Raw genomic sequence first — 25,350 nt, 5'->3', positions numbered from 1 at the left:
CTACGGCAACGGCGTGTCGTCCGGCCGTACGGTGGGCGTCGTGTCCACGTGGAGCAGCAGGCGGTCCTCCCCGTATCGCGGCCAGCCGGGGTCGCCGGAGGTCGCGAACGTGGTCCAGGCGCGGTGGAGACGGTCGGCTATGTGCTGGGGCGGGTGTTCGCCCGCGAGGCTCCGGGGGCCCGTCGCGGTGGGCAGGTTGTCGAAGACGAAGGGGAGCTCCAGGCCGTGGCAGGCGCCCAGGCGGCCGTCGCAGGCGGAGGAGCGCCAGGCGAACTCGTAGACGTGCGTGCGGCCCGCGTGGGCGGTGGCGAGGCGGCGGGCGGGGATACGGAAGACCAGGTCGGTGAGGGCCTCGACCAGGACGGCGCCCGGCGCCCGGCCGTCCGTGCCCAGGCCGTGGCGGTCGAGGACCACGGCCGCGTCCGGGTGGAAGGCGGAGAGGTGGGCGACGGCGGCCTTCTCGTCCATGGCGTCGGGGAGGCCCGTGGCCAGATAGAGGTTCATCTCCTCCCGGCAGGTGCCGACGACGAGGTCGATGTCGGCGCCCGCGCCGCGCGCGATCGCGGTGCCCGGGTGCCGGGGCAGCACGTCGTCGCCGAGGACCGGCAGGAACGGCGTGATGCCGTAGCCCGGTTCGTGGCCGCCGGCGTCGCGGAGGTCGGGGCAGTTCCCCGGGAGCAGGAGCGTCTCCTGGGCGGCGATCAGGTCCTCGACGGCCGTGGTGCGGAATCCCCCGACGTCGGCCGGGACGCGCAGCGCCTCGGCCAAGTGGGCGGTGAGCAGCGCGGCCTGGGCCTCCGGCCGCACCATCTCGGGGTGCCCGCTCTGGAGGATCGCGCGGCGGAACAGCCCCGTGGCGAGCGGGGAGGCGAGCAGGCACGAGATGCTCATCGCCCCGGCGGATTCGCCGAAGACCGTGACGTCGCCCGGATCGCCGCCGAAGGCGGCCGCGTTGTCGCGCACCCAGCGCAGCGCCGCGAGCTGGTCGCGCAGCCCGATGTTCGTGGCTCCGCCGGGGACCGGGAGGAAGCCCTCGATCCCGACCCGGTAGTTGAACGTCACCAGGACGACGCCCGCGCGGGCGAAGTTCGCCCCGTCGTACGCCGGCGCCGAGCCCGCCCCGCCGAGGAACCCGCCGCCGTGGACGAACACCATCACCGGCAGGCCCGTGGTGCCGGGGTCGGTGCCGGGGTCGGGCGACCACACATTGACGGTCAGATAGTCCTCCCCGGGAATCCAGCCGGTGCCCACGATGGGCGTGAGGTCCAGCCCGGGGACGAGGCGTCTGCGGCCCTGCGGCGCGGTCGCGCCGGGCCGGGTGGCGTCCCGTATGCCCGACCAGCCCGGCGCCGGTGCCGGTGGTGCGAAGCGGAGTTCGCCGACGGGCGCCGCGGCGTACGGGATCGCGCGGAACCGGGAGATCCCGTCGAGGTGTTCACCGCGGACTCGGCCTGAGGTGGTGGCGACGACTGGTGCGTTCATGCGGGCGTCCTTCCGTGCCTGGGTGGGCAAGCATCCGGGATGCGGATCTCCAGAGTCGTACGCGCCGGAAGCCTTCGGCAAGACGACGGTCCCGGGCCTGTGGACAACTCCACCGGCCCGCCGATATGGCCGAATCGTCCCCGTGGCGGCTGGTGTTGGAGTTCCGGCAGTGAAGCAAGGGCTCGGTGGGCCCGGAGAGCAACGAGTGAGGGAGCCGTATGAACCGCGAGAAGAGCAGCGAGAAGATCAGCGGGAACAGCAGCGAGGACGGCAGCGGGAACAGCGTCAAGGGCACCGGTGAGGACGCGACGCGTCGCTACTACGAGTCCGGCGACGTCGACGCGTTCTACGCCGCGGTGTGGGGCGGCGAGGACATCCACACCGGCATCTACGCCGACGCGCGGGAGCCGATCGCGGACGCCTCCCGCCGGACGGTCGAGCGGCTCGCGGACCGCTTCGACGGCGTCCTCGGGCCCGGGGCGACCGTGCTCGACCTGGGCTCCGGCTACGGCGGGACGGCCCGCCACCTCGCCCGGCGCTTCGGCTGCCGCGTCATCGCGCTCAACCTCAGCGAGGCGCAGAACGAGCGGCACCGCGCGCTCAACGCCGAACGCTGCCCGGCCGCCCGGATCGAGGTCGTCACCGGCTCCTTCCACGCCGTCCCGTATCCCGACGGGCACGTCGACGCCGTGTGTTCGCTGGAGGCCCTCTGCCACAGTGACGACCGGGCGAGGGCGCTGAGCGAGGCCGCCCGGGTCCTGCGGCCGGGCGGGGCCCTCGCCTTCACCGACATCATGGCCGCCGAGGACGCGTCCCCCGAAAGCCTCCACCCGGCCGTGTCCCGCCTCGGGGTGGACGCCCTGGCGACGGCTTCCTTCTACCTCCGGCAGCTGGCCGAACTCTCCCTCGAAGCCGTCGAATTCGACGACCGGAGCGACCAGCTCATCACCCACTACGACCGGCTGCTCGACGAGACCGAGCGGCGGAGCGCCGAGCTCCGCGGCATCATCAGCCCCGCGTACGTCGACGGGTTGCTGGAGAACCTGCCCCTCTGGGCGAAGGCCGCCCACGACCGCCGGATCCGCTGGGGCATCATGAGCGCCCGCCGGGCCGGTTAGGCCGCCGCGACCGGATCAGGCGTGCGGGCCGCGGCGCAGCTCGAAGCTCGCCATGGTGAGGCCGGGGACCGGCGCGAAGTCCTCGCCCCGGGTGAAACCGAGCCGCTCGTAGAGGGCGACCGCCGGGGTGTTCGCCGCGCCCGTGGTGACGGTGAAGTCCGTTGCCGGGAAAAGGTCGTTCACGAGGTGACGGAGGAGCCGTGACGCCAGGCCCCTCCGGAACCATTCCGGGGCCACGCAGACCCGGTCGATCTCCACCGGGTCGGTGTCCCCGCGGTACGCGACGAAGGCGGCGAGTTCTTCCGTGTCCGTCACGGCACCCAGCCAGATGAGCGGCCGGCCGCGCATCTCCTCCAGGGTTTCCCGCAGGGCGGGGATGCCGTCGAATCCGATCAGTTCGGCTTCGACGGCATAGGCGCCGCGCCCGATGCGGTGGGCAGCCCCGGCGATGCGTTCATCGGCCATCTCCAGCCGGCGTATCCGGAACTCGGTCATGACGTGCCTTTCGCGCCGGAACACGCCACCGCGTGCCCTTTCTTGCCGTTCCTGCCGTTCTTGCCGTTACTCGCCCCGCTCGGCGGGGAGTTGGTCGCATGGTCGTCCGGGCAATCCGATTCCTGTGTCACGCGCACACGGTAGAGCGCGTGCTGGGCGAAAACGCCCGAGGTGCCGGGGAATAGCGGTGATAGTACGCGTATTGGGGGCCGGTTGCGCGGATGTTCGACCGGTCTTGCCTGTCAGCCGACTTTGGAGACGTGGTACTGGCGGATGCGCCAGGCGTCGTCGAGGTGCTGGGCGACCACGGAGAGCCGTACGGGCAGCCGCACGCCCGCCGCGTCCGTGAAGGTGACCGTCGCGAAGCCGCTCAGGGCCTCGGCGTCGACCGTGCGGGAATGCAGCAGCTCCACGGTGGCCTTCATGCCCGCCGGGACGTTCTCGTAATAGGTGGTGATCTCGGCGCGGCCCACCAGGAGCCGTGGGGAGAGTCCTTGGAACAGGGCGTCCTCGGCGAAGAGGTCGACGATGTCCTTCACCCGGTGTTCATCGAAGGCGGTGCGCCAGTTCTCCAGAAGGCCCGCCAATGCACCGGAACTGACCATTCCTGCTCCTCTTGCTCATATTGTGAAAGGTTCCTTCGTTTCGAAGGTTAAAGATCCGCGCAAGCGTCAGTATGTGCCGCAAGACACCCCCAGGTCTTTGATTTAAAGATGCATAATTGCGCCATGCAGGATCACGCAAGGCAGTACCTGGGGGAATGCTGCAGCGGGTCGCACCCTGCCGGTGGGGCCGATGCCCCATGCGGCGAGGGTCTGACGCGCTATCGGCAGGCCGTGGTCAAGGGATGCACACCGAGGGAGGGGGCTCCGCAGTGTTTGTTGCGGAAGGGGTTGCTGGTGACACCACCGGACGACCCGGAGATTCTGGTGCCGGTCGCACCCGAGGTGGCGCTGGCTGAGCTCGTACGCCCCATCGAGGAATCGCTGGAGCGGGAGCGGCTGAACGCGCAGAGCCTCGCCGGCGCCTTCGTCCCGGTGCAGGCGATCTACACCGCGGCCAAGCGGGAGCACCAGGGGCAGGGCTGGGGGATGCCGATCCACGGGGAACGGGTCATCAACTCCACACTGGTGCACGCCGTCCGCTCGTGCCAGGACGAGCTGATGACCGTCCAGCCGGGAGGCGAACGGCTCGTCCACGACCTGGAGGACCTGGAGCACGTACGGCGCCGGACCCGGCACCGGAGCCTGTACCAGCACGCGGTGCGCACCCACTCGGCGACGCTGCGGCACATCGAGGAGATCGTGGCGGAGGGCGGCGAGGTCCGCACACTGGACCACGTCTTCGACCGGCTCGTCATCGTCGACCGGGCGGTGGCGTACGTACCGGGCGACGACACCCGGCGGACCACGGCCCTGGAGATCAGGCATCCCGCCATCGTCTCGTTCCTCGTGCAGGTCTTCGAGGAGGCGTGGGAACGGGCCACCCCCGTGGTCGCCGCGGCCTCGCGCACCCTGGAGCCGGTCGTCACGGACGAGGTACAGCGCGCCATCATGCGGATGCTGGTGGCCGGTTACACCGACGAGGCGATCGCCCGCCGGCTGGGCACCAGCCGGCGCACCGTGGCCGGACGGGTGAGCAGGATCTCCGCGTCCCTGGGCAGCCGCAGCCGGGCGCAGCTCGGGTATCTCATCGCGACGACCGGAATGCTGCCGATGGACGACGGACTGCCGGAGCAGGAGCTCTCGGTGACGGCCTGACGGCCTGACGGCCTGAGCCGACGGGCCGGGGCGGGCGTGTGCGTCATGCCCGCCCCGGCCCCCTGACCGGGGGACGACAGGGGACCGGGACGGAGTTCTTCGGGCTGGTTCTTCGGGCGGCGGGGTTCTTCGGGCGGGCTCAGGCCCTGCGCCGGCGTACCGCCGCGATGCCCAGCAGCACCAGCACCAGCAGCGCCGACCAGCCGAGCTGGCCGCGGGCCTTGTCGTCGACGGCCATCAGGACCAGCACCGCCACGATGCCCACGACGGCGACCCAGGACAGATACGGATAGCCGCGCATCCGCACCACCAGCGCCTCGGGCGACTCGCGTTCGAGACGGCGGCGCAGCACCAGGTGGGCCACTGCCACGGTCAGCCACATGAAGAGCATCGCCCCGCCCATGGCCTTGGCCAGGAACGGCAGGATCTGCTCCGGCCACGCGCGGTCGAGCGCGATGGCGCAGAACCCGAACGCCGCCGAGGCCGCCACCGCGAGGCGGGGCGCGCCCCGTCGCGAGGTGCGCAGCAGTGCCCGGGGGGCGTCGCCGCGGGCGGCGAGCGAGTGGGCCATGCGGGAGGCGCCGTAGAGGTTGGCGTTCATCGCCGACAGCAGGGCGATCAGGACGACGACCTCGATGAGCCGTCCCGCGCCGGGGACGCCGAGCCGGTCGAGGACGGCGACGTACGGGCTGCGGCCGGGCTGGGCGGAGTCCCAGGGCAGCAGGGCGACGATCACGGCCATCGAGCCGAGGTAGAAGAGGCTGATGCGCCAGATGGCGCTGTTGACGGCCTTGGTGACCGAGCGGGCGGGGTCGCCGGACTCGGCCGCCGCCATGGTGATGACCTCCATGCCGCCGAAGGCGAAGACGACGGCGAGCAGCCCGGCGATGATGCTGTGCCAGCCCTGCGGGACGAAGCCGCCGTGGCCGGTGATGTTGGCCATGCCGGGCGAGTCGACCCCGGGCAGGGCGCCGCACAGCGCGGTGACGCCGAGCGCCAGGAACGCGATGATCGCGGCGACCTTGATGCCCGCGAACCAGAACTCGGCCTCGCCGAACGACGCGACGGAGAGCATGTTGGTGACGGTGAAGACGGTCAGGGCGACCAGGGCGATGGCCCACTGCGGGACGGCGGGCAGCCACTGGTGGAGGATGCCCGCGGCGGCGATCAGCTCGATGGCGATGGCGATGGCGGTCACCCACCAGTACAGCCAACCGGCAGTGAATCCCGCCCACTTGCCGAGGGCGCGGTCGGCGTAGACGGAGAACGAGCCGCTGGCGGGCATGTTCGCCGCGAGCTCGCCGAGCATCCGCATCACCAGCAGGGCGAGGCCCGCGGCGAGCGCGTACGAGACGATGATGGCGGGCCCGGCGACGCGCAGTCCGGTGCCGGAGCCCACGAACAGTCCGGCGCCGATGACGCCGCCGAGGGCGAGCATGGTCAGGTGCCGGGGGCGCAGGCCGTTGCCGAGCGCCCCGCCTTCCTTCGGGCCGGCCGCCTCGGGGGCGGTCGGCTGGTGTCCGGCCGCGGCCGGTGCCTTGGTCGCTTGAGCGGCCATAGGGGATATCGCTCCTGGGGAGAGAGGCATGGGCGGGGCCCGGCGGGGCCCCGCCCATGGAATCACTGGGCGGAGACGCGCTCCAGCGTCGCGGTGTGCAGCTCGCCGGCGCGGCCGCCGTCGGCGGTGCCGTACGTCCAGTAGATGCTCACGGTCTTGTTGCGCAGGTCCATGACGTGGCTGACGGTCATGCCGGACGCCTCGACCCAGTTGACGAAGTACAGGCCGGTGCCGACCTCGCGGACGGTGAGGTTCTCCTGGCCGCTCTTGCCGGCCATGGGGCCCGCCAGGGCGGTCCAGTCGAGGGTCTTGCCGTCGGCGGAGTAGGAGTTGCGCAGGACGGCGCCGTTGTCGAGGGTCAGCACGTAGGTGTGACCGGCGAAGGCGGGCGCGGTGCTGCGGACGGACTCGGCGGAGGCGGCGGCCGGGGCGGCCGGAGTGGCGGCCTGGGCGGTGCCGGCCGCGCCGAGGGCGATCAGGGCTGCTGCGGCGACGGCCGGGACCGTGTGACGGATGCGCATGGGGATTCCTCTTCTCGACTCATGGGAAAGTGCTGCTGGTTGATGCGGGTGACGGCGGCGCGTCACTCCTCGTAGCGGTAGTAGCGCTCGTGGTCCAGGAGGTCGGCGGGGCGGGCGCCCCACGGCTCCATGGGTTCGTCGAGGCTGATGACCCGGCCGAACTGGGGGTCTCCGGCGGGCACCTTCCTGCGCGGCTCGTAGCTCGCGCCGGGGTGCGTGCGCTGCCAGCGTGCCCAGACCAGGTCGATGAAGGTGTGGTGGAGCCAGAACACCGGGTCGTTGGGCGAGGTGCCGCCGGTCATCTGGCCGCCGACCCACAGGTGCACGCGGTTGTGGTTGGTCCAGCCCCGGTCGGCGCCGACCGTCCAGCCCTCCATCTTGTTGCGGAAGCCGCCCGTGGTGACGGTGGAGTCCCAGGGGGCGGTGTCGTAGACGGGGTCGTCGACGGCGTTGGCCAGCTCCCGCCGGGTGGGCAGGACGACCGGGTCCCCGGGGCGGCCGAGGTCCCGCATCAGGAACTTCTCCTCCGTCACCCCCACGTTGACCGTCCAGTTGCCGGCCGCGTAGGCGAACGGTCCGCTCATGACCTGCCCGTCGGACTTCCGGCCGGTGCCGCCCATGAAGTCGTCGGCCCACAGCGGGGAGGTGGGCGACTGGTCGACGGTCCAGTCCCAGTAGGGCAGGGTCACGTCCGGGTCGATGGCCTGCAGGTCGCGCTCGAACTCCAGCAGGTACCGGCGGTGCCAGGGGAAGAACGACGGGCACATGTGGCCGACGCGCAGGCCCGCCTCGCCGTCGGAGACGAAGTACTTGCCGTGCAGCTTGACGTATTCGTCGTAGCGGCCGCGGCGCTTGAGCTCCAGCAGGGCGGCGACGAACTTCTTCTTCTCCGCGCTGGTGAGGTGCTTCTGGTTTTTACGTGTGTACACCGGTGCTCCGGGGATCAGTGGTGGTGCAGGGTGGCGAGCGACAGCTGAGCGGTGCCGAGCCGGTCGACGGCCGCGCGTGCGACGGCGAGCGGCGTGGGGAACGACTCGTAGTGGTTCACCAGGCTCAGATAGCTGCCGTCCGCGCGCCGCATCACATGCAGCGGGCGCCCGTCGATGCTGATCTCGATGCCGGGTCCGGAGGGTGCGGCGGCGGCGCCGGCGCGGTAGGCGGCGGGCCGCGCACCGCAGGTGGACAGCGTCCTGCCCTGGATGCGGCGGCCTCGGTACGTCTCGTCGAAGGCGTCCGTGACCTGGTCCGGGCCCGTGTCCGCGGCGGCCGTGGCGTCGGCCTGGCCGGCCATCACGACGGGCGCGAGGGCCGCGCCGGTACCGGTGACGACGGCGGCGGTGAACGCCGTCATGAGCACATTTCTGCGGGTGACCGTGGTCATCCTGGTGTTTCCCCCGTGATTGATGGTGATCTCGGTGCTGCGGTGGTTCAGGCCGGGCAGGTGTACTCGGCCTCGATGTCCTCGGCGATCGCGCGGACGATGTCGTCGGCGCGCTCGGCCACCGAGGGCATGCCGGAGGTGAAGAACAGGGTTCCGGCGCCCAGGTCGCCGATCGCGTGCATGCGCCGGTGCACCCGGCCGTGACCGGCGATCCGGCTGGTGGACGGCTCGATGAGCAGACCGCCGGAGGGGTGGTACTCCGCCGCCTCGCCCTCGACGAGAGACTCGACGAACGGGTGGGCCTCGACCGGCACCCGGTGGGAGGGCGCGCTGACCGCGTTGACCACCACGTCGGTCTCGTAGCTGTCGTCATTGACGGACACGTGGAAGCCGTCCGTGGCGAGCGGCTTGACGTTCCACAGCCCGCCCGTCACCCGCAGCAGGCCCTCGTCGTGCAGCCGGAGCAGCGTCCGGGCGTTGGCCGGCGGCATCGGGCAGCACAGGCTCATGATCGCCCGGTAGTGGTTGGCGCGGATGAACTCCTGGTCCTCCGCGCGCAGCAGGGTCCAGGCGTCCGGGCCGCTCTCCGGGATCGCGTGCTGCATGATGCGCATGCCCAGGTCGGTGGAGTCGATGTTCCCGTACTGGCGGCGCAGCCGGGTGACGGGCTCCTCCTGGTCGATGGCGAACAGCTCGGTCAGCACCCCGGACGGGCCCGCGCCGTGCTCCGCCAGCTCCCGGTTCAGCAGCCCGAGCAGCTCGTTCAGCCCGATCCGGCCGTCGGTCTCCGCGGCCGCCAGCGCGCGCAGCGAGCCGGGGGTGAAGTGCCGCAGCTCCGGGTGGATCGGGCGCTGCCGGACCGCCGGGAGGGCGCCGTTGCGGGACGCCATGGTGATCCGTCCCCGGTGGCCGCGCGCGGCCAGGGAGACCACGACGTCGACGGCGGCGAGGCCGGTGCCGAGCACGGTGACGTCGGCGGTCTCCGGGATCGTGGGCAGCGTCCCCGTCAGCGGGTACGGGTCGCCGTGGAACCCGGGGGCGCCGGCGAGCCCGTAGTGGTCGGCCGGGCGGCCCGCGCCGACCGAGCAGATCACGTAGTCGAAGGTCTCGGTGCGGCCGTCGGCCGTGGTCAGCACGACGTCGTCGGCGCGCTGCCGGGCCCCGACGACGGCGTCGCGGACGACGGTCACCGGCCAGCCGTCGGCGTCGAGTTCGGTGCGGGCCCACTCGGCGGTCCGCTCCAGGTAGCTGCCGAAGACGTGGCGGGGCGGGAAGTGGCCGTCGGCGGCGTAGTCGCCGACGCCGTAGGGGAGTCCGGACTCGCCGAGCCAGCGGAGGAAGCTCTCCGGGTCGTCGGAGCCGGCCGACATCTCCGAGGGGACGATGTTGGCCAGCACCGAGTCGACGTCGCGCTGGTAGGCGCGGCCCCGCCACAGGTTGTCCGAGGGCTCGAAGACGGTGATCGACCCGGGGCCGCGCCCCGGGGTGCGGGCTATCCGGTGCAGCAGGCAGACCGCCGCCGCGCCGCCGCCCACGATGCCGATGCGCACCCGCGGGCGGTCACTTGCGTTCATGGTCATGGTCATCTTTCGAGAACGGGAGAACGAGGTGGGGGAGGAGGGCCGTCAGCCCGCGGAGGCCGAGACCGGGACGTCGGCGGCCGGGACCGCCTCGGGAGCCGCCGCCGGGCCACCGGCGCGACGGGCGCTGAGGAACAGCAGGCCCAGGCCGATCAGCGACCAGACGATCAGCACCAGCAGCGGTGCGGTGGCACCCGCGCCGTGGAAGGAACCGGCCGAGCGGAAGAGGGTGGCGGCCGCTCCGGCGGGCAGGAACTGGCCGATGGTGCCCAGCGGTTGGGGCAGCATCTCGGGGGCCGACGCCATGCCGGACAGCGGGTTGCCCACGACGAACATCAGCACCGCGCCGACCGCGATGCCGGGCGGGCCCACCAGTGAGCCGAAGCCGCTGATGACACCGACCATGGCCAGCTCCAGCAGCGCGATGACACCCGCGTTGACGAAGTAGTTGCCGGGCAGCACACCGCTGAGGTGGGTCAGCATCAGCGAGCTGAGCAGACCGGACAGCACGGCGAAGCCGACCAGGCCGAGGAGCTTGGCGCGGGCGTCGCGCACCTTCAGGACGAACAGCAGGCCCGCGATGACGGCGGTGATCAGCAGCGGCAGGAAGCCCATGGCCATGCCGGAGCCGTGCTTGTCGTCGGCGTCGGCCGGGACCACGTCGGTGACGGCGACCGGCCTGCCGCCCTGCAGCTCCTGCGCCTGCTGGGTCAGGGCCTGCGCCACGGAGGGCGAGGCGGCCGACGCCACATGGAGTTCGAGGCCCTTGGGCGTGGCGACGAAGGCCCCGTACGCGGCGCGGTCCTTGAGTTTGCGGTCGGCCGCGTCGGCGTCGTCGGCCGTGGCGATCTCGTACGCGCCGGGCGCGGACTTCCGCAGGGAGTCGGCGAGTTCCTCGCTCGACGACACCACGAGCACGGGCAGGTCGCGCGGTTTGGCGTGCGACGACGTCCACGAGAACCAGCCGGCGATCACGAACTGCACGATCGCGACGATGATCAGAATCTTGCGCGCTTCCACGCGCGGGGCGGCGGGTGAACTCACCGGTTCCTCCAACTTCCTTGCGTGGGCGGATTATTCGTCGAGAAGGTCGGGCTGTTCCGCGGTGATCTCGTCCCACATGATCTGGAAGCTGAACCGGCCGAGCTGCTCGTCGCCGAAGCCGTCGCGGGCCAGCAGGGCCTGCTCGTGACTCATCGGCACGGGCTTGCCCGCGGCGAGGGCGAGCAACTGCACCTGGGCGCAGCTCTCGTAGGTGAAGAACCAGTGCACGGCCTCCTCCAGCGAGCCGCCGACGGTGATCAGGCCGTGGTGGCGGAGCAGCATCGCGCGGCGGTCGCCGAGCCGGTCGGCGATGTCCTGGCCGTGCTCGACCGAGATCGCCGGGCCGTCGTAGTCGCCGTAGAGGACCTGGTCCTGGTAGAAGGCCGCCGACTCCTGGTCGTAGGGCTCCAGCAGTCGCTCCAGGGCGCCGAGGGCGCGGGCGTGCACGGTGTGGCCGTGCGCGATGGCGTTGGCCTCGGGGCGCTCGTGGATCTTGGAGTGGATGGTGAAGGCGCTGGGGTTGACCTTGCCCGTGCCGTCGACGACCCGGCCCGTGGCGTCGACGCGGATCAGGTCGCGCACCCGCACCTGGTTGAAGGACAGGCCGAAGGGGTTGACCCAGAAGGTGTCGAGGTCCTCCGGGTCGCGCACGGAGATGTGGCCGGAGATGCCCTCCGCGTAGCCCGCCTTGCCGAAGAGCCGCATGGCGGCGGCGAGTCGCTGCTTGCGGTGGCGGCGCTCCTCGTCGGGCGAGGCGAACTCGCGGTCGGCGGGGATCGGCAGCCCGGTGTGGGTGTCGGCGAGGTGGTTCGCCAGGGTGTCCGTTGACACGGGTCGAGTCTCCTGATGAATGCGGGGATGGGCCCACCACGGCATGACCAGACGCCTTCGGGGGCACTCCGTGGACATCGGCCCGGAAATGGCGTGGGGGCTGCCGGGCCTGTGGGAGCGCGGCGTCGGTGCCGTCCGCTCCTGCTCCCGCATCTTGTCCCGGCGGCGCGGCCGATTTCAGCCGTGGATGGCGCTTTTCCGCTGCACGATCCGGAGTTGCGCGTATGCGCAGGGGGCTTATCCCTGTCCATATGCGGACAAATTGCCCGCGCGAGGGCCGCTTTCGGTCAGCCGCCGGGTCAGGGGGTCAGAGCGCCGGCGGGGCGGTCGTCGCCCCCGGCAGGTGTACGGACGCCACCGTTCCGCCGCCCGCGGCGGCGCGCAGGGCGACCTCGCCGCCCGCCGCGCGCACCGTGCGGGCGACGATCGACAGGCCCAGGCCGCTGCCCGGCAGGCTGCGGGCCGACGGCGAGCGCCAGAAACGGTCGAAGACGTGCGGGAGTTCGTCGGCGGGGATGCCGGGGCCGTGGTCGCGCACGGTCAGCTCGCCGTCGGCCAGGGTGACCTCGACGGTGCCGCCCGGCGGGCTGAACTTCACCGCGTTGTCCAGGAGGTTGACCAGGGCGCGCTCCATGGCGGGCGGCTCGGCGCGCACGTACCAGGGGTCCAGCCGTACGTCGAAGGCCAGGCCCGAGCCGCGCAGGCGGGCCCGTTCCACCGCCCGTGCGGCCGCCTCGTGGAGGGCGATCACCTGGACCGGGCCGCTGCCGGGCGCGGCGTCGGGGCGGGAGAGCTCCTGCAGGTCGCCGATCAGGGCGGCCAGTTCCGTCATCTGCGCCTTGACGCTGGCGAGCAGGGCCTTGCGGTCCTCCGGGGGGATCGCGCGGCCGGTCTCCTCGCTCCGTACGAGCAGGTCGATGTTGGTGCGCAGGGACGTCAGCGGTGTCCGCAGCTCGTGTCCGGCGTCGGCGATGAGCTGCTGCTGGCGGTCGCGGGAGGACGCCAGGGCGGCCGTCATCGAGTTGAAGGAGAGGGACAGGCGGGCGATCTCGTCCTCGCCGTCGACGGGGATGCGCACGGCGAGGTCCTCCGTGCGGGCGATGTGCTCGACCGTCTCCGTCAGCCGGTCCACCGGCCGCAGCCCCGCGCGCGCGATGCCCAGGCCCGCGGTGGCGGCGCCCAGGACGCCGATCCCGGCGGTGACGGCGAGGGCGATGGCGAGCTTGTTGAGCGGACGGTCGATGTCGCTGAGCGGCTGCGCGATGGAGACCGCGTAGACGCCCGGCACCGTGCTCGCCGAGGTGGCGACCCGCATCTCCTGGCCGTTCCTCGCCCGGCCGTCGTGCAGCACCGGCCCCCGCTCCCGCGAGACGGCGAGGTCCTCGGAGTCCACCTCCACGGGCGACTTCCCCGGGGTGGTGCAGATCGCGCCCGTCGTCGTGATGATCTGGAAGGTGTACTGGCTGGGGCCGGTCCGCAGCCCCGCGCCGCAGGAGCGCAGCAGGTCGACGACGGTCTCGTCCGTCGGGCGCACATTGGTCAGCGTGGTGTCCCGCTGCTGTTCGAGCTGTTGCTTGAGGACGAACCAGGACACTCCCGCGACCGCCGCGACGGCGACGGCGACCGCGGCCGCCGACAGCAGGGCGAGGCGCGACCGCAGGGGCAGTCGTCGGAAGCGTCTGATCATTCGGAGCCGCCGCCGTCCGCCCGCAGGACGTAGCCGACGCCGCGGACGGTGTGCACGAGCCGCGGTTCGCCGCCCGCCTCCGTCTTGCGCCGCAGGTACATCACGTACACGTCGAGGGAGTTGGAGGAGGGCTCGAACTCGAAGCCCCACACCGACTTGAGGATCTGCTCGCGGGTGAGCACCTGCCGGGGGTGCGCGAGGAACAGCTCCAGCAGCGTGAACTCCGTGCGCGTCAGCTCCACGGACCGGCCGCCGCGGGCGACCTCGCGGGTGGTGAGGTCCATCCGCAGGTCGGCGAAGGCGAGCACGTGGGACGCGGCGGCCTCGGGGCCGGCGGACGCGTAGGCACTGCGGCGCAGCAGGGCGCGAATGCGGGCCAGCAGCTCGTCCAGCTCGAAGGGCTTGACCAGATAGTCGTCGGCTCCGGCGTCGAGGCCGGTGACGCGGTCGCCGACGGTGTCGCGCGCGGTGAGCATCAGGATGGGCACGGTGACGCCGGAGGCGCGCAGCCTGCGGGCGGCGGTCAGACCGTCCATGCGGGGCATGAGGACGTCGAGGACGATCAGCTCCGGGTGGTACGCGTCGACCTTCCCGACCGCGTCCAGCCCGTCGACGGCCAGCTCCGTGTCGTAGCCCTCGAAGGCGAGGCTGCGGCGGAGTGCCTCGCGGACGGCGGGTTCGTCGTCCACGATCAGGATGCGGGCGGGCTGGTCGCCGTGCTCGGCGGGGCTCATCGGGTCACCTCACGGTTCACGTCGGCGGCGGTGGGCTCGGTGGTCTCTCAGCGTCGCACGCCGCCGGGCGTCCGTGCGTACCGGATCAGTTGCCGCCCGCCCGGAGCTTCGCGAGGTCGGCCTTGACGGTGTTGATCGGAATGGCGAAGCCGAGGCCGACGCTGCCCGCCGAGTCGCCGGAGCCGCCCGAGGAACCGGAGGCGTACATCGCGGAGTTGATGCCGATGATCTCGCCGTTCATGTTGATGAGGGCGCCGCCGGAGTTGCCGGGGTTGAGGGAGGCGTCCGTCTGGATGGCCTTGTAGGTGGTCTTGGACGAGCCGGTGTCGCCGTTGTACTGGTTGCCGCCGAACTCGAACGGCCACTGCGGGAGGCCGCGGCCCTGCCGCTGCTGCCGGTCCTGCTGTCCCTGTTCCTTGGAGACCGTCACGTCGCGGTTGAGGGCGGAGACGATGCCGCTGGTCACGGTGCCGGTGAGGCCCTCGGGGGAGCCGATGGCGACCACGTCGTCGCCGACCCGGATCTTGCCGGAGTCGCCGAGGGCCGCGGCCTTGAGGCCGCTCGCGCCGTTCACCTTGATGAGCGCGAGGTCCTTGTCGGGGTCGGTGCCGACGACCTTGGCCGTTTTGGAGCTGCCGTCGCTGAAGGAGACCTTCACGGTGTCGGCGCCCGAGACCACGTGGTTGTTGGTGATGATCTCGCCGTCGGGGGTGATGACCACGCCGGAGCCGGTGGACTCGCCGGAGGTGGTGTTCGCCTTGATCTCCACGATGCTCGGGCCGACGGCCTTCGCGACGGCGGAGACGCCGGTGCTGCGGGAGGACGCGTTCTGCACCGGGGTGGAGTGGCCGCTGCCGCCGGAGCGGCCGGTGAGCTCGCCGACCAGGGCGGCGGAGCCGCCGCCGACGACGGCCGCGACGATCGCGCAGGCGGCGAGCAGTGCCACCGGGCGGCGGGCGCGGCGGGGGGCGGCGTGGGCGCCCGGGGCGGAGCCGCCGGGGCCCGGGGCCGCGGCGCCGAACCCGGCGTAACCACCGGGGCCGCCGGGGCCGCCCGCGCCGCCTTCCTGGACGTCGCCGCCGCCGGGCCAGACGGTGACGCCGCTCGCCGTGGTGACCGGCTGCTGAGGGGCGTACGGCGGCTGCGCCGGGTACGCGGGGGTCTGCTGCGGGTGGTCGGGGTCCTGGAAGCCGAAGCGGCGGTCGTAGTCCGTCATGGGGACGACTCTGCTCCGGCTATATGAAAACCGTCTGAGTGACCCCTGAGAAGCCCGACAGAAGCGGGTATGCCCGGTGTAAGGACCCGGGGGCGGGCGGCGGTTCGGCTGTTCGGCGGCAGGGGGTTTGAGCCGCTGCGGTTCGGGCTAATTTGTGCCAGATCTCGGGGTCCGGCGTGGAGAGGGTGATCATGCAGCAGGTTGCGGGCTGGCACGTGGAAGTCGAGTTCGCCGAGGACGAGACGCATACGCGGGCGGCGGCGCTGCTCCGGCTGAGGGACGGGACGGAGCTGCGGGGGCGGGGACAGGCGACGCGGGACGCCCGGGACCCCGACGAGAAGCGGATCGGCGAGGAGCTCGCCGGCGGGCGGGCCGTCCTGGACATCGGGAACCAGCTGCTGGCGAAGGCCGGGGCCGAGGTCCACCAGCTGTGAGGCCCCCCGGGCGGGCCGGTGCGCCGGCCCGCCCGGGGGTTCTCCGCGCTACTTCACCACCGTGATGCGGTCCGCCTTCGGCGGGGCCAGGGGGCCGGCCTTGGACGAGTGCGCCGTGAGGTAGCCGATGAGGGCGTCCACGTCCGTCGCGCCGAGGTGCTTGTTCCCGCCGTTCTTGAACGCCGGGAAGCCGTCGCCGCCGCCCGCGAGGAACTCGTTCGCGGCGACGCGGTAGGTCTTGGCCGGGTCGATCGCGGCGCCGTTCAGCTTCAGCGTGGCGAGGTCGATCCGGGCCGCGCCCTTCTTCGTCAGGTCGAGCGTGTACGTGAGGCCCTTGCTGACCTGGAGGATCTTCGGCTCCGCCTCGTTGGGGCCGCTGACCTGCTGCTGGAGCAGGGCGATCAGCTGGGCGCCGGTGAGGTCGACCGTGGCCATCAGGTTGGCGAAGGGCTGCACGGTGAACGCCTCGCCGTACGTCACCACGCCGTCCCCCTCCGAGCCCGACGCCTTGTAGGCGAGGTCGGAGCGGATGCCGCCGGGGTTCATGAGGGCGATCTGGGCGCCGCCCTTGTCGGCCGGGGCGGTGGCCTCCAGCTGGGCGTCCGCGATGACGTCGCCGAGCGGCTTCTCGTACGTCTCCGAGCCGCGCCCGTTGATGTCGGCGGTGATGTAGCCCACGGGCTTGTTGGCCACCGGCGCGGCCAGCTTCCGCCAGCGGTCGACGAGCGCCGTCATGTCGGGCGCCTTCGGCTGGTCGCGGTTCACGACGTGGTTGGCCGCGCGGGGGTGCTTCGCGGCGGTGCGCACGATGTCGTTCGTCCGCCGGTCGTACGTCAGCGTCGTCTCGGTGTACAGCCGCCCGAAGGAGGCCGCCGAGGTGACCGTGCGCGGCGCGCCCGACGGGTCCGGGATGTTGCAGGTGTACGCGGCGTGCGTGTGGCCCGTGACCAGGGCGTCCACCTTGGGGGTGACCTTCTTGGCGATGTCCACGATGGCGCCGGAGATGCCCGCGCCCGGACCCGGGCTGTCGCAGTCGTAGTTGTACGCGCCGGAGGCGGGCAGCCCGCCCTCGTGGATGAGCGCCACGATCGCCTTCACGCCCTGGCGGTCGAGCTCCTTGGCGTACTTGTCGATCGTCTCGACCTCGTCGCCGAACTTGAGGCCCTTGACGCCCTCGGCGGTGACGACGTCCGGCGTGCCCCTCAGGGTGACGCCGATGAAGCCGATCTTCACGCCGCCGCGCTTCCACACGGTGTACGGCTTGAGGATGGGCTTGCCGGTCTTCTCGTCGGTGACGTTCGCGGCGAGGTACGGGAAGTCCGCGCCCTTGAACTTCTTGCCCTTCTCGTAGCAGCCGTCCGTCGGGTGACAGCCGCCCTTCTGCTTGCGGACGAGCTCGGCGCGGCCCTTGTCGAACTCGTGGTTGCCGACGGAGGTGACGTCGAGACCGAGCTTGTTCATCGCCTCGATGGACGGCTCGTCGTGGAACATCCCGGACATCAGCGGGCTGGCCCCCACCATGTCGCCGGCGCCCGCGGTCACCGAGTAGGGGTGGCCCTTGCGGGCCGAGCGCAGCGAGCTCGCGAGGTACTCGACCCCGCCCGCCGGGACGGCCTTCTTCGAACCGTCCGGCTGTATCTCGGTCACCGTGCCGGAAGACCCCTGCGGGGGCTCCAGGTTGCCGTGGAAGTCGTTGAACGACAGCATCTGCACATCGACCGTACGGCTGTGACGGGCGCTCGCCGGGCCCGCCGTGGCGAGGACACCGGAGGCGGCGGCGAGGACGGCGACCGTCGTGGTCAGCCGTCTGGAGAGACGCTTCCGTGGCGGCGTCGCTGGCATTTGTTCCCCTTTATGCATCTATGGTGCGCGTACGCAGGTGGCGCGGGTCGGCGGAAGCTTACGGTCAACGCGCGTAGTGCAACAGGAGCGTTGAGGTGACGATCGGGTGGCGCCCGGTCGTCCGGCCGCACCGGGAACGTAGGCTCGACCCATGAGCGACGTCGCGAACAACACCAGCGGGCAGCGGTCGACCGAGGTAGTGGAGGAGCTGACACCCGAGCAGGCGCGGGACGTGTCGCGGCTGATCGAGGAGGCCGCCGCCGAGGACGGCCAGCCCGCCGTCTCGGAACAGGGCCGGCTCCAGCTCACCGGGCGGCGCCCGGGTGTGCGGCACGTGCTGCTGCGCGACGGCCGGGGCGAGCTCGTCGGTTACGGACAACTCGAGGACAGCGACCCGGTGGAGGCCCCGGCGGGCGAGCTCGTCGTGCACCCGGACCGGCGCGGCCGGGGGCACGGCCGGGCGCTGGGCAGCGCGCTGCTGGCGGAGTCCGGCAAGCGGCTGCGGATCTGGGCGCACGGCGGACACCCGGCCGCGCGGCACCTCGCGCAGGTGCTCGGGATGAGCCTCTTCCGCGAACTGCGGCAGATGCGGCGGCCGCTGAGCGGCCTCTCGCTCGCCGAGCCGGTGCTGCCCGCCGGGGTGACCGTACGGACGTTCCGGCCCGGTGCCGACGACGCGGAGTGGCTGGCCGTGAACGCCGCCGCCTTCGCCCACCACCCCGAGCAGGGGTCGCTGACGCAGCGGGACCTGGACGACCGCAAGGCCGCCCCCTGGTTCGACCCGGAGGGCTTCTTCCTCGCGGAGCGGGACGGCGGGATCATCGGGTTCCACTGGACGAAGGTCCACGCCGCGGAGGGCCTGGGGGAGGTGTACGTCCTGGGCGTCAAGCCGGGTGCGCAGGGCGGCGGCCTCGGGAAGGCCCTCACCACGATCGGGCTGCGGCACCTGGAGGGGCTGGGGCTGCCCACCGCGATGCTCTACGTCGACGCGGACAACCCGGCCGCCGTCGCCGTCTACGAGGGGCTGGGGTTCGAGGTGCACGAGACGGACCTGATGTACCGCACCGAGAGCTGAGCCACCGCCCGCCGCCCGCCCGCGCGGAGGGCCGCGGGCGGCCCGGCGTTTGACAGCGAGTGACCCATACCCCACCCTTTCACTAGTCAAGTAGTGAAAGGGGAGCGCGTGGTCGAGTTCCGTATCGACCGGCGCAGTGGGGTCGCCACCTATCTGCAGATCGTCCACCAGGTGGAACAGGCCCTGCGGCTCGGGCTGCTCGCGCCCGGCGACAAGCTGCCCACGGCCAAAGAGGTCGTCGCGGCCACGGCCATCAACCCCAACACCGTTCTCAAGGCCTACCGCGAACTCACCCGCGACGGCCTGGTCGAGGCCCGCCCCGGCCTCGGCACCTTCGTACGGCGCTCACTGGCGCGGCCGCAGGCCGGCGCCGACTCGCCCCTCCGGGCCGAACTGGCCGACTGGATGGACCGCGCCCGCGCGGCCGGGCTCGCCCGGGAGGACGTGGCCGCGCTGGCCGCCTCCGTACTGGAGGAGAGCTTCGAGGGGACCGGATGACCGAACTGACCTTCAGGAGCGGGCACACCGCTCTGGAGGCGGTCGGCCTGGGCGTACGGCACCGGCGCGGCTGGGCGCTGCGCGACTGCTCCTTCCGGCTGCCCGCGGGACGCGTCTGCGCGCTCGTCGGCCCGAACGGCGCGGGCAAGTCCACCCTGCTGTCCCTCGCCGCCGCGCTGCGCCGCCCCGCCGAGGGCTCGCTCACCGTCCTCGGCGGCCGCCCCGGCGACCCGGACGTACGGCCCCGCGTCGCGTACCTCTCCCAGGACAAGCCGCTCTACCCCCGGTTCACCGTCGCCGACACCCTGCGCATGGGCCGCGAGCTCAACCCCGCGAGCTGGGACCAGGCCACCGCCGAACGGCTCGTGGACGGCGGCGGGCTGTCGCCCGCGGCCCGCGTCGGCGACCTCTCCGGCGGCCAGCGCACCCGCGTCGCGCTCGCCCTCGCCCTCGGCAAGCGGCCCGAACTCCTGCTGCTGGACGAGCCGATGTCCGACCTCGACCCGCTCGCGCGCCACGAGATGACGGCCGCCCTCATGACCGAGGCCGCCGAGCACGCCACCACCGTCGTCCTGGCCTCGCACGTCCTCGCCGAACTCGACGGCGTCTGCGACTACCTGCTGCTGATGGCCGACGGCAGGCTGCGCCTCGCGGGCGAGGTCGAGGACCTCCTCGCCGCCCACGCCCTCCTCGTCGGCAAGCACGAACTGCCCGGCACACCCCGCGAATTCGCCTCCCACACCGTCGTGGAGGCCCGCAGGACGGGCCGTCAGCTCACCGCGCTCATCCGGCCCGACGGCCCCGTCCGCGGGCAGTGGCGGACCACCGAACCGACCCTGGAGGAACTCCTCCTCGCCCACCTCCGCGCCCCCGGCGCCCCCGCCCTCCTCACCCCCAGCGCCGAACCCCGCTCCCGGAAGGCCGCCGCGTGAGCGCGCCGACGGCTGCTTCCTCCCGTTCCCCGCGCTCCTCCCGCACCGCCGCGGTCCCGCGCCTCCGCGGATTCGCCTGGGTCGTCTGGCGCCGACACCGCACCACGGCCTGGACCGCCCTCGCCCTGCTCGTCACCTGCCTCGCCGGGCTGGTGTGGCTGCGCTCCGCGCTGCTCGGCCACGTCGACGCCCACTTCGGCGGCTGCCCGGACCCGGAGTGCCTCGCCGACGACCCGGCCCTGGGCCGGTTCCGCGCCTCCGGCCCGGTCCGGGCGCTGTACTGGACCGGCCTGCTGCTCCAGTGGCTGCCCGTCCTCCTCGGCGCCTTCACGGCCGGGCCGATGATCGCGCGGGAGCTGGAGAGCGGCACGCACCGGCTCGCGTGGACGCAGTCCGGCTCGCCGGGCCGCTGGTTCGCGGCGAAGCTCACCGTGGTCACGGCGGCCGGCCTCGCCGGGCTCTCCCTGCTGTCCGCCGCCCGCACCTGGGCCTGGCGGCCGGTGGAGAAGTGGCTGCCCGAACAGTTCTGGTTCCTGGAATTCGAGCGGGTCGGGCCCGTGCCCGTCGCGTACGGCCTGCTCGGCATCGCCCTCGGCGCGCTCGTCGGCCTGCTGGTCGGGCGGACCGTACCGGCGATGTTCACCACCGCCGCCGCGTACGTCGCCGCCTGGTGGGGCCTGCGCGCGCTGCGGCCCCGCCTGACGGCCACGGAGACGCTGTTCACGAGCCGCACCTCGCTCTTCGGCACCGACACCTGGCCCGTCCGCTCGGGCTTCGTCGACAGCCACGGCGTCCACCTGGCGAGCACGGCCTGCCGGATCGCCGACACCGGCTACGAGCGGTGCCTGGCGGCCCGCGGCCTCGCCCCCTACGTCGAAGGCCACCCGGTCTCGCACCTGTGGCCCCTCCAGTGGGCGGAGAGCGGCATCGTGCTCGGCTGCGCCCTGGCCGTCGCCGCCGTCGCCGTCGGATGGCTGCGGCGCACCCGGGGCTGAGCCTCCGGCGTACGCTGGTCCCCTGGGTCCCCTGGACGCGCGGTAACCCCTCTCCGCAGGTCAGGCACCCCCTTGGAGTGGGGTTCCGCTTTCCTGCGCGTCATGTGGGCTTCACCTGTGATTCAACCGCGGTTGCGAGTCTTGCCGAATGCAGCCCGCCGTGCCCCACGCACCCGAACGAAGGCTACGCGCCGCCGAGGCGTGCGTCTCCGACGCGACCACGCCGCCCGCTGCGCGGAACAATGAAGACATGACCTCGTCGAGCGCTCAGGCACACGGCCCCTCGCACGACCACCGCTTCGGGAATCCGCAGCCCTCGGTCGGTTCCATCGCCGCGCACCGGCCCTACGCGGTCGCCGCACCGGCGTCGCCCGGCCTGGAGCCCGACCTGGACGCCTCGGACCTCGGGACCTACGGGGACCCCGCGTACGACGACGAGGACGGCCAGGAGGGGGCGTACGGCGAGGAGCCGCTGCCGCAGGGGCGGTTCCTGGACCGGGAGCGCAGCTGGCTGGCGTTCAACGAGCGGGTCCTGGAGCTCGCCGAGGACCCGGCGACGCCCCTGCTGGAGCGGGCGAACTTCCTCGCGATCTTCGCGAGCAACCTGGACGAGTTCTTCATGGTGCGCGTCGCCGGGCTCAAGCGGCGCATCGCCACCGGCGTCGCCACCCGCTCCGCCGCGGGGCTCCAGCCCCGCGAGGTGCTGGAGCAGATCTGGACCCGCTCCCGCGAGCTCATGGCCCGGCACGCCGCCTGCTACCAGCAGGACGTCGCACCCGAGCTCGCCGAGCGCGGCATCCACCTGATCCGCTGGCCCGAGCTGACCGAGAAGGAGCAGGGCCGCCTCTTCACCCTCTTCCGCCAGCAGATCTTCCCCGTGCTGACACCGCTGGCCGTCGACCCCGCGCACCCCTTCCCGTACATCTCGGGGCTCTCCCTCAACCTCGCCGTCGTGGTGCGCAACCCCGTGAGCGGCCATGACCACTTCGCACGCGTGAAGGTCCCGCCGCTGCTGTCCCGCTTCCTGGAGGCCTCCCCGCAGCGGTACGTGCCGCTGGAGGACGTGATCGCGGCCCACCTGGAGGAGCTGTTCCCCGGCATGGAGGTGCTCGCGCACCACATGTTCCGGGTGACCCGCAACGAGGACCTGGAGGTCGAGGAGGACGACGCGGAGAACCTGCTCCAGGCGCTGGAGAAGGAGCTCATGCGGCGCCGCTTCGGCCCGCCCGTGCGGCTGGAGGTCGAGGAGACCATCGACCCGTACGTGCTCGACCTGCTCGTCCGCGAGCTGAAGATCGGCGACGCCGAGGTCTACCCGCTGCCCGGCCCCCTCGACCTCACCGCCCTCTTCCGCATAGCGGCCCTCGACCGGCCCGAGCTCAAGTACCCCAAGTTCGTCGCGGGCACCCACCGGGACCTCGCCGAGGTCGAGTCCGCCTCCGCGCCCGACATCTTCGCCGCCCTGCGCGAGCGGGACGTGCTGCTGCACCACCCGTACGACTCCTTCTCCACCTCCGTGCAGGCGTTCCTGGAACAGGCCGCGGCCGACCCGGACGTCCTCGCGATCAAGCAGACGCTCTACCGCACCTCCGGTGACTCGCCGATCGTCGACGCCCTGATAGACGCCGCGGAATCCGGCAAACAGGTCCTCGTCCTCGTCGAGATCAAGGCCCGCTTCGACGAGCAGGCCAACATCAAGTGGGCGCGGAAGCTGGAGGAGGCGGGCTGCCACGTCGTCTACGGGCTCGTGGGCCTGAAGACGCACTGCAAGCTGTCGCTCGTGGTCCGGCAGGAGGGCGACGTCCTGCGCCGCTACTCCCATGTGGGCACCGGCAACTACCACCCCAAGACCGCGCGCCTCTACGAGGATCTCGGGCTGCTCACCGCCGACCCCCAGGTCGGCGCCGACCTCTCCGACCTCTTCAACCGGCTGTCCGGCTACTCCCGCCGCGAGACCTACCGGCGGCTGCTGGTCGCCCCCCGGTCGCTGCGCGACGGGCTCGTCGCCCGCATCGCCAAGGAGGTCGCGCACCACCGCGCCGGGCGGCCCGCCTACATCAGTATCAAGGTCAACTCGATGGTCGACGAGGCCGTCGTCGACGCCCTCTACCGGGCGGCGCGGGCCGGGGTGCCGGTGGACATCTGGGTGCGCGGCATCTGCGCGCTGCGCCCCGGGGTGGCCGGGCTCTCGGAGAACATCCGGGTGCGCAGCGTCCTGGGACGGTTCCTCGAACACTCCCGGATCTTCGCGTTCGGGAACGGCGGCGAGCCCGAAGTATGGCTCGGCAGCGCCGACATGATGCACCGCAACCTCGACCGGCGCATCGAGGCGCTGGTGCGGGTCACCGACCCCGCGCACCGGGCCTCGCTCGGCAGGCTGCTGGAGAGCGGGATGTCCGACTCCACCGCCTCCTGGCACCTCGGCCCGGACGGCGACTGGCGGCGGCACGCGACGGACGCCGACGGGCAGCCGCTGCGCAACGTACAGGAGATGCTCATAGACGCCCGGAGGCGCCGGCGTGGCTCAGCGACCCCATGACCCGCCGATCGCGGTCACCGTGGCCGGGGGACAGGAAGTGATGACGGAACAGCAGCCCGCGCCGCCGGAACCGGCCGCGGCCCCCGACGCCCTGGGCGCGGCGACCTCCGGCGAGGTGCTCGCGGCCTATCTGCACGGCCAGGCGACGGAGTTCCTGCGGAGCCTGCGGCTGCACGCCGACAGCGGCACCGGCGGCTCCGGTGCCGAGGACGCGACCGAGGCCGCCCGGCTGCTGCGCCGGTCGGCCCGCCGGCTCTCCGGGGTGCTCTACGTCTACCGGCCGCTCACCGACACGGAGTGGACGGACCAACTCCGGTCCGAGCTCATGTGGTTGTCGGGCACGCTGGGGCGCGAGCATGCCTACGCGGCGCGGCTGGCGCGGCTGCGGGGGGCCCTGCACCGGCTGTCCGGGGCCGCGCCCTGCGAGGAACGCTCCTGGAGCGGGCTCACGGTCGGCGCCGCGCGCGCGGGCGCCCTGCTGGAGCGGCAGCTGACGCTGGCCCGGACCCGGGCGCACTCCGCCGCGCTGCAGGCCCTGGGCTCCTCGCGGTTCCACGCCGTCGCCGACGCCGCCGCGGTCCTCGCCTCCGAGGTGCCGCTGGACCCGGCCGCGCACGACCTCCTCGCGGGCGAGGCGCTGCCCCGCCTCGCGGAACAGGCCCACCGGCGGCTGGTGGAGGCCGTCGAGGCGCTGCCGCTGGCCGTCGCCGGGCACCCGTACAACGCCGAGGCGCTCACCCACGGCCTGGCCGCGACCGGGGCCTCCGACGCGCCGCCCGCGGAGGGGCGCCAGGACGCCCCCTGGCACCAGGTGCGGCGGCTCGTACGGCTGCGGCGGTACGCGCAGGAAGTGCTCGACGAGCACCGGCAGGCCGAGGTCGAACCCGCCCTGTCCGTCGGCCTGTTGAGCGCGGGCCAGGCCCTGGACCGGCACCGGGACGCGGCCGAGGCCGCGGCCGCCGCCGCCTCGGCGGCACGCACGCCCAGGATCGCGCCCGCCACCGCGTACGCGCTCGGCATCCTCCACGCCGACCAGCGGCACGAGGTGGAGGCGGCCCGCTTCGCGTTCGGCCGGAACTGGCAGCGGCTGGGGGCGGGTCTGTGAAGAACGACGTCATCCGGGCGGCGGGGTGCGTGCTGTGGCGCCGCTCCCCGCTCGACGACGGCCTGGAGATCGCCTTGGTGCACAGGCCGCGCTACGACGACTGGTCGCACCCGAAAGGCAAGCTCAAGCGCGGCGAGGACGCGCGGGACGGGGCCGTCCGGGAGGTGCTGGAGGAGACCGGCATGACGTGTGCGCCGGGACCGGCCCTGCCGACGGCCCGCTACGCGGTCGCCGGGCGGCCGAAAGAGGTGCGCTACTGGGCGGCGCGGGCGACCGGCGGCGCGTTCGTACCCAACCGGGAAGTGGACCGGCTCGCGTGGCTGCCGCCGCTCGCCGCGCGGGCGCGCCTGACGCAGGACCGCGACCGCGAGCTGGTGGACGCGCTCCTGGACGCCCTGCGGGTGGCGTGACGGCTCGGCGCCCGCCCGGCGCGTCCCGCCCTCCGGTAGGGCGGCGGGGGTCCGGCGGCAGGACCTGAGCGGGCATGGCGAAGTCCGGTGCGGTTCGTAGCGTCCCGAAGGGG

General features: G+C 72.7%; 24 protein-coding genes. 10 read left to right on the top strand and 14 right to left on the bottom strand.

The features are described 5' to 3' along the window. On the bottom strand, positions 1 to 1,482 hold the full coding sequence (locus ACWD4A_RS16570) for a carboxylesterase/lipase family protein (protein ID WP_451194405.1): 1,482 nt from the start codon (positions 1,480 to 1,482) through the stop codon (positions 1 to 3). Between the two features lie 218 nt (positions 1,483 to 1,700). Between ACWD4A_RS16570 and ACWD4A_RS16565 the strand changes: the two genes are divergently transcribed. Then, the gene (locus tag ACWD4A_RS16565) at positions 1,701 to 2,600 is read left to right on the top strand and encodes an SAM-dependent methyltransferase (protein WP_451194403.1); all 900 of its coding nucleotides are present in this window, start codon (positions 1,701 to 1,703) and stop codon (positions 2,598 to 2,600) included. A 15-nt stretch (positions 2,601 to 2,615) separates the two neighbouring features. On the opposite strand, the gene ACWD4A_RS16560 is transcribed toward ACWD4A_RS16565, so the two are convergent. Together ACWD4A_RS16560 and ACWD4A_RS16555 are read right to left on the bottom strand one after the other, a co-directional pair. Further along, positions 2,616 to 3,095 (bottom strand): GNAT family N-acetyltransferase, encoded by a 480-nt coding sequence (locus ACWD4A_RS16560; protein WP_451194401.1) that lies wholly within the window; start codon positions 3,093 to 3,095, stop codon positions 2,616 to 2,618. Positions 3,096 to 3,337: 242 nt separating this feature from the next. After that, positions 3,338 to 3,700 (bottom strand): nuclear transport factor 2 family protein, encoded by a 363-nt coding sequence (locus tag ACWD4A_RS16555; RefSeq protein WP_451194400.1) that lies wholly within the window; start codon positions 3,698 to 3,700, stop codon positions 3,338 to 3,340. A gap of 294 nt (positions 3,701 to 3,994) precedes the next feature. Here ACWD4A_RS16555 and ACWD4A_RS16550 point away from each other — a divergent pair, with 294 nt between their 5' ends. After that, positions 3,995 to 4,855, top strand: coding sequence for a LuxR C-terminal-related transcriptional regulator (locus ACWD4A_RS16550; protein ID WP_451194398.1), 861 nt, complete (start codon positions 3,995 to 3,997; stop codon positions 4,853 to 4,855). A 139-nt stretch (positions 4,856 to 4,994) separates the two neighbouring features. Here ACWD4A_RS16550 and ACWD4A_RS16545 read toward each other — a convergent pair whose 3' ends face one another. The 10 genes from ACWD4A_RS16545 to ACWD4A_RS16500 form a co-directional block, all read right to left on the bottom strand. After that, the gene (locus ACWD4A_RS16545) at positions 4,995 to 6,413 is read right to left on the bottom strand and encodes an amino acid permease (RefSeq protein WP_451194397.1); all 1,419 of its coding nucleotides are present in this window, start codon (positions 6,411 to 6,413) and stop codon (positions 4,995 to 4,997) included. A gap of 62 nt (positions 6,414 to 6,475) precedes the next feature. Continuing rightward, on the bottom strand, positions 6,476 to 6,934 hold the full coding sequence (locus ACWD4A_RS16540) for a MoaF-related domain-containing protein (protein ID WP_451194395.1): 459 nt from the start codon (positions 6,932 to 6,934) through the stop codon (positions 6,476 to 6,478). Positions 6,935 to 6,996: 62 nt separating this feature from the next. Further along, positions 6,997 to 7,863: a tyrosinase family protein gene (locus ACWD4A_RS16535; RefSeq protein ID WP_451194393.1), complete on the bottom strand. Its 867-nt coding sequence runs from the start codon at positions 7,861 to 7,863 to the stop codon at positions 6,997 to 6,999. A 14-nt stretch (positions 7,864 to 7,877) separates the two neighbouring features. Continuing rightward, positions 7,878 to 8,315, bottom strand: a complete 438-nt coding sequence (locus ACWD4A_RS16530; RefSeq protein ID WP_451194391.1) for a tyrosinase family oxidase copper chaperone — start codon at positions 8,313 to 8,315, stop codon at positions 7,878 to 7,880. Positions 8,316 to 8,362: 47 nt separating this feature from the next. After that, the gene (locus tag ACWD4A_RS16525) at positions 8,363 to 9,889 is read right to left on the bottom strand and encodes an FAD/NAD(P)-binding protein (protein WP_451194389.1); all 1,527 of its coding nucleotides are present in this window, start codon (positions 9,887 to 9,889) and stop codon (positions 8,363 to 8,365) included. 51 nt (positions 9,890 to 9,940) lie between these two features. Further along, a complete protein-coding gene (locus ACWD4A_RS16520; RefSeq protein ID WP_451194388.1) occupies positions 9,941 to 10,939 on the bottom strand; it encodes an ABC transporter permease in 999 nt (332 codons plus the stop codon). Between the two features lie 30 nt (positions 10,940 to 10,969). Continuing rightward, positions 10,970 to 11,770 carry a class II aldolase/adducin family protein gene (locus ACWD4A_RS16515; RefSeq protein WP_451194386.1) on the bottom strand — a complete coding sequence of 267 codons (801 nt, stop codon included), beginning with the start codon at positions 11,768 to 11,770 and terminating at the stop codon, positions 10,970 to 10,972. Between the two features lie 307 nt (positions 11,771 to 12,077). After that, entirely contained in the window at positions 12,078 to 13,457 is a 1,380-nt protein-coding gene (locus ACWD4A_RS16510) for a sensor histidine kinase (protein ID WP_451194384.1), read from the bottom strand. Then, the gene (locus ACWD4A_RS16505; RefSeq protein ID WP_451194383.1) at positions 13,454 to 14,191 is read right to left on the bottom strand and encodes a response regulator transcription factor; all 738 of its coding nucleotides are present in this window, start codon (positions 14,189 to 14,191) and stop codon (positions 13,454 to 13,456) included. The genes ACWD4A_RS16510 and ACWD4A_RS16505 overlap by 4 nt, the downstream gene beginning before the upstream one ends. An 85-nt stretch (positions 14,192 to 14,276) precedes the next feature. Beyond that, the gene (locus tag ACWD4A_RS16500) at positions 14,277 to 15,407 is read right to left on the bottom strand and encodes a S1C family serine protease (RefSeq protein WP_451194381.1); all 1,131 of its coding nucleotides are present in this window, start codon (positions 15,405 to 15,407) and stop codon (positions 14,277 to 14,279) included. A gap of 191 nt (positions 15,408 to 15,598) precedes the next feature. Between ACWD4A_RS16500 and ACWD4A_RS16495 the strand changes: the two genes are divergently transcribed. Continuing rightward, positions 15,599 to 15,841 (top strand): dsRBD fold-containing protein, encoded by a 243-nt coding sequence (locus tag ACWD4A_RS16495; protein ID WP_451194379.1) that lies wholly within the window; start codon positions 15,599 to 15,601, stop codon positions 15,839 to 15,841. A 48-nt stretch (positions 15,842 to 15,889) separates the two neighbouring features. Here the strand turns inward: ACWD4A_RS16495 and ACWD4A_RS16490 are convergent, their stop codons facing one another. Then, positions 15,890 to 17,683, bottom strand: a complete 1,794-nt coding sequence (locus ACWD4A_RS16490) for a bifunctional metallophosphatase/5'-nucleotidase (RefSeq protein ID WP_451194377.1) — start codon at positions 17,681 to 17,683, stop codon at positions 15,890 to 15,892. 151 nt (positions 17,684 to 17,834) lie between these two features. Between ACWD4A_RS16490 and mshD the strand changes: the two genes are divergently transcribed. The 7 genes from mshD (at position 17,835) to ACWD4A_RS16455 (ending at position 25,237) form a co-directional block, all read left to right on the top strand. Next, positions 17,835 to 18,758, top strand: a complete 924-nt coding sequence (gene mshD / locus ACWD4A_RS16485) for a mycothiol synthase (RefSeq protein ID WP_451194375.1) — start codon at positions 17,835 to 17,837, stop codon at positions 18,756 to 18,758. A gap of 108 nt (positions 18,759 to 18,866) precedes the next feature. Continuing rightward, positions 18,867 to 19,256 carry a GntR family transcriptional regulator gene (locus ACWD4A_RS16480; protein ID WP_451194373.1) on the top strand — a complete coding sequence of 130 codons (390 nt, stop codon included), beginning with the start codon at positions 18,867 to 18,869 and terminating at the stop codon, positions 19,254 to 19,256. Beyond that, on the top strand, positions 19,253 to 20,188 hold the full coding sequence (locus ACWD4A_RS16475; RefSeq protein ID WP_451194371.1) for an ABC transporter ATP-binding protein: 936 nt from the start codon (positions 19,253 to 19,255) through the stop codon (positions 20,186 to 20,188). Before ACWD4A_RS16480 ends, ACWD4A_RS16475 begins: the two co-directional genes overlap by 4 nt. After that, positions 20,185 to 21,183 (top strand): hypothetical protein, encoded by a 999-nt coding sequence (locus tag ACWD4A_RS16470; RefSeq protein WP_451194370.1) that lies wholly within the window; start codon positions 20,185 to 20,187, stop codon positions 21,181 to 21,183. Before ACWD4A_RS16475 ends, ACWD4A_RS16470 begins: the two co-directional genes overlap by 4 nt. A gap of 250 nt (positions 21,184 to 21,433) precedes the next feature. Continuing rightward, positions 21,434 to 23,722 (top strand): RNA degradosome polyphosphate kinase, encoded by a 2,289-nt coding sequence (locus tag ACWD4A_RS16465; protein ID WP_451194368.1) that lies wholly within the window; start codon positions 21,434 to 21,436, stop codon positions 23,720 to 23,722. A 40-nt stretch (positions 23,723 to 23,762) separates the two neighbouring features. After that, the gene (locus ACWD4A_RS16460) at positions 23,763 to 24,827 is read left to right on the top strand and encodes a CHAD domain-containing protein (protein WP_451194443.1); all 1,065 of its coding nucleotides are present in this window, start codon (positions 23,763 to 23,765) and stop codon (positions 24,825 to 24,827) included. Beyond that, positions 24,824 to 25,237, top strand: a complete 414-nt coding sequence (locus ACWD4A_RS16455; protein ID WP_451194367.1) for an NUDIX hydrolase — start codon at positions 24,824 to 24,826, stop codon at positions 25,235 to 25,237. The genes ACWD4A_RS16460 and ACWD4A_RS16455 overlap by 4 nt, the downstream gene beginning before the upstream one ends. The last annotated feature ends 113 nt before the right edge of the window (positions 25,238 to 25,350 follow it).

Source organism: Streptomyces sp. NPDC002537 (genome assembly GCF_053594975.1).
Note: the sequence above shows the minus strand (reverse complement) of the source record. Positions and strands in the feature narration are given on the sequence as shown.

What these genes read in the sequence shown, in the direction of transcription:
- ACWD4A_RS16500 (WP_451194381.1), bottom strand. Translation starts at nt 15,407, where the DNA reads ATGACGGACTACGACCGCCGCTTCGGCTTCCAGGACCCCGACCACCCG.
- ACWD4A_RS16460 (WP_451194443.1), top strand. Translation starts at nt 23,763, where the DNA reads ATGACGGAACAGCAGCCCGCGCCGCCGGAACCGGCCGCGGCCCCCGAC.
- ACWD4A_RS16465 (WP_451194368.1), top strand. Translation starts at nt 21,434, where the DNA reads ATGACCTCGTCGAGCGCTCAGGCACACGGCCCCTCGCACGACCACCGC.
- ACWD4A_RS16540 (WP_451194395.1), bottom strand. Translation starts at nt 6,934, where the DNA reads ATGCGCATCCGTCACACGGTCCCGGCCGTCGCCGCAGCAGCCCTGATC.
- ACWD4A_RS16545 (WP_451194397.1), bottom strand. Translation starts at nt 6,413, where the DNA reads ATGGCCGCTCAAGCGACCAAGGCACCGGCCGCGGCCGGACACCAGCCG.
- ACWD4A_RS16495 (WP_451194379.1), top strand. Translation starts at nt 15,599, where the DNA reads ATGCAGCAGGTTGCGGGCTGGCACGTGGAAGTCGAGTTCGCCGAGGAC.
- ACWD4A_RS16530 (WP_451194391.1), bottom strand. Translation starts at nt 8,315, where the DNA reads ATGACCACGGTCACCCGCAGAAATGTGCTCATGACGGCGTTCACCGCC.
- ACWD4A_RS16505 (WP_451194383.1), bottom strand. Translation starts at nt 14,191, where the DNA reads ATGAGCCCCGCCGAGCACGGCGACCAGCCCGCCCGCATCCTGATCGTG.
- ACWD4A_RS16555 (WP_451194400.1), bottom strand. Translation starts at nt 3,700, where the DNA reads ATGGTCAGTTCCGGTGCATTGGCGGGCCTTCTGGAGAACTGGCGCACC.
- ACWD4A_RS16565 (WP_451194403.1), top strand. Translation starts at nt 1,701, where the DNA reads ATGAACCGCGAGAAGAGCAGCGAGAAGATCAGCGGGAACAGCAGCGAG.
- ACWD4A_RS16475 (WP_451194371.1), top strand. Translation starts at nt 19,253, where the DNA reads ATGACCGAACTGACCTTCAGGAGCGGGCACACCGCTCTGGAGGCGGTC.
- ACWD4A_RS16490 (WP_451194377.1), bottom strand. Translation starts at nt 17,683, where the DNA reads ATGCCAGCGACGCCGCCACGGAAGCGTCTCTCCAGACGGCTGACCACG.
- ACWD4A_RS16570 (WP_451194405.1), bottom strand. Translation starts at nt 1,482, where the DNA reads ATGAACGCACCAGTCGTCGCCACCACCTCAGGCCGAGTCCGCGGTGAA.
- ACWD4A_RS16510 (WP_451194384.1), bottom strand. Translation starts at nt 13,457, where the DNA reads ATGATCAGACGCTTCCGACGACTGCCCCTGCGGTCGCGCCTCGCCCTG.
- ACWD4A_RS16525 (WP_451194389.1), bottom strand. Translation starts at nt 9,889, where the DNA reads ATGAACGCAAGTGACCGCCCGCGGGTGCGCATCGGCATCGTGGGCGGC.
- ACWD4A_RS16560 (WP_451194401.1), bottom strand. Translation starts at nt 3,095, where the DNA reads ATGACCGAGTTCCGGATACGCCGGCTGGAGATGGCCGATGAACGCATC.
- mshD (WP_451194375.1), top strand. Translation starts at nt 17,835, where the DNA reads ATGAGCGACGTCGCGAACAACACCAGCGGGCAGCGGTCGACCGAGGTA.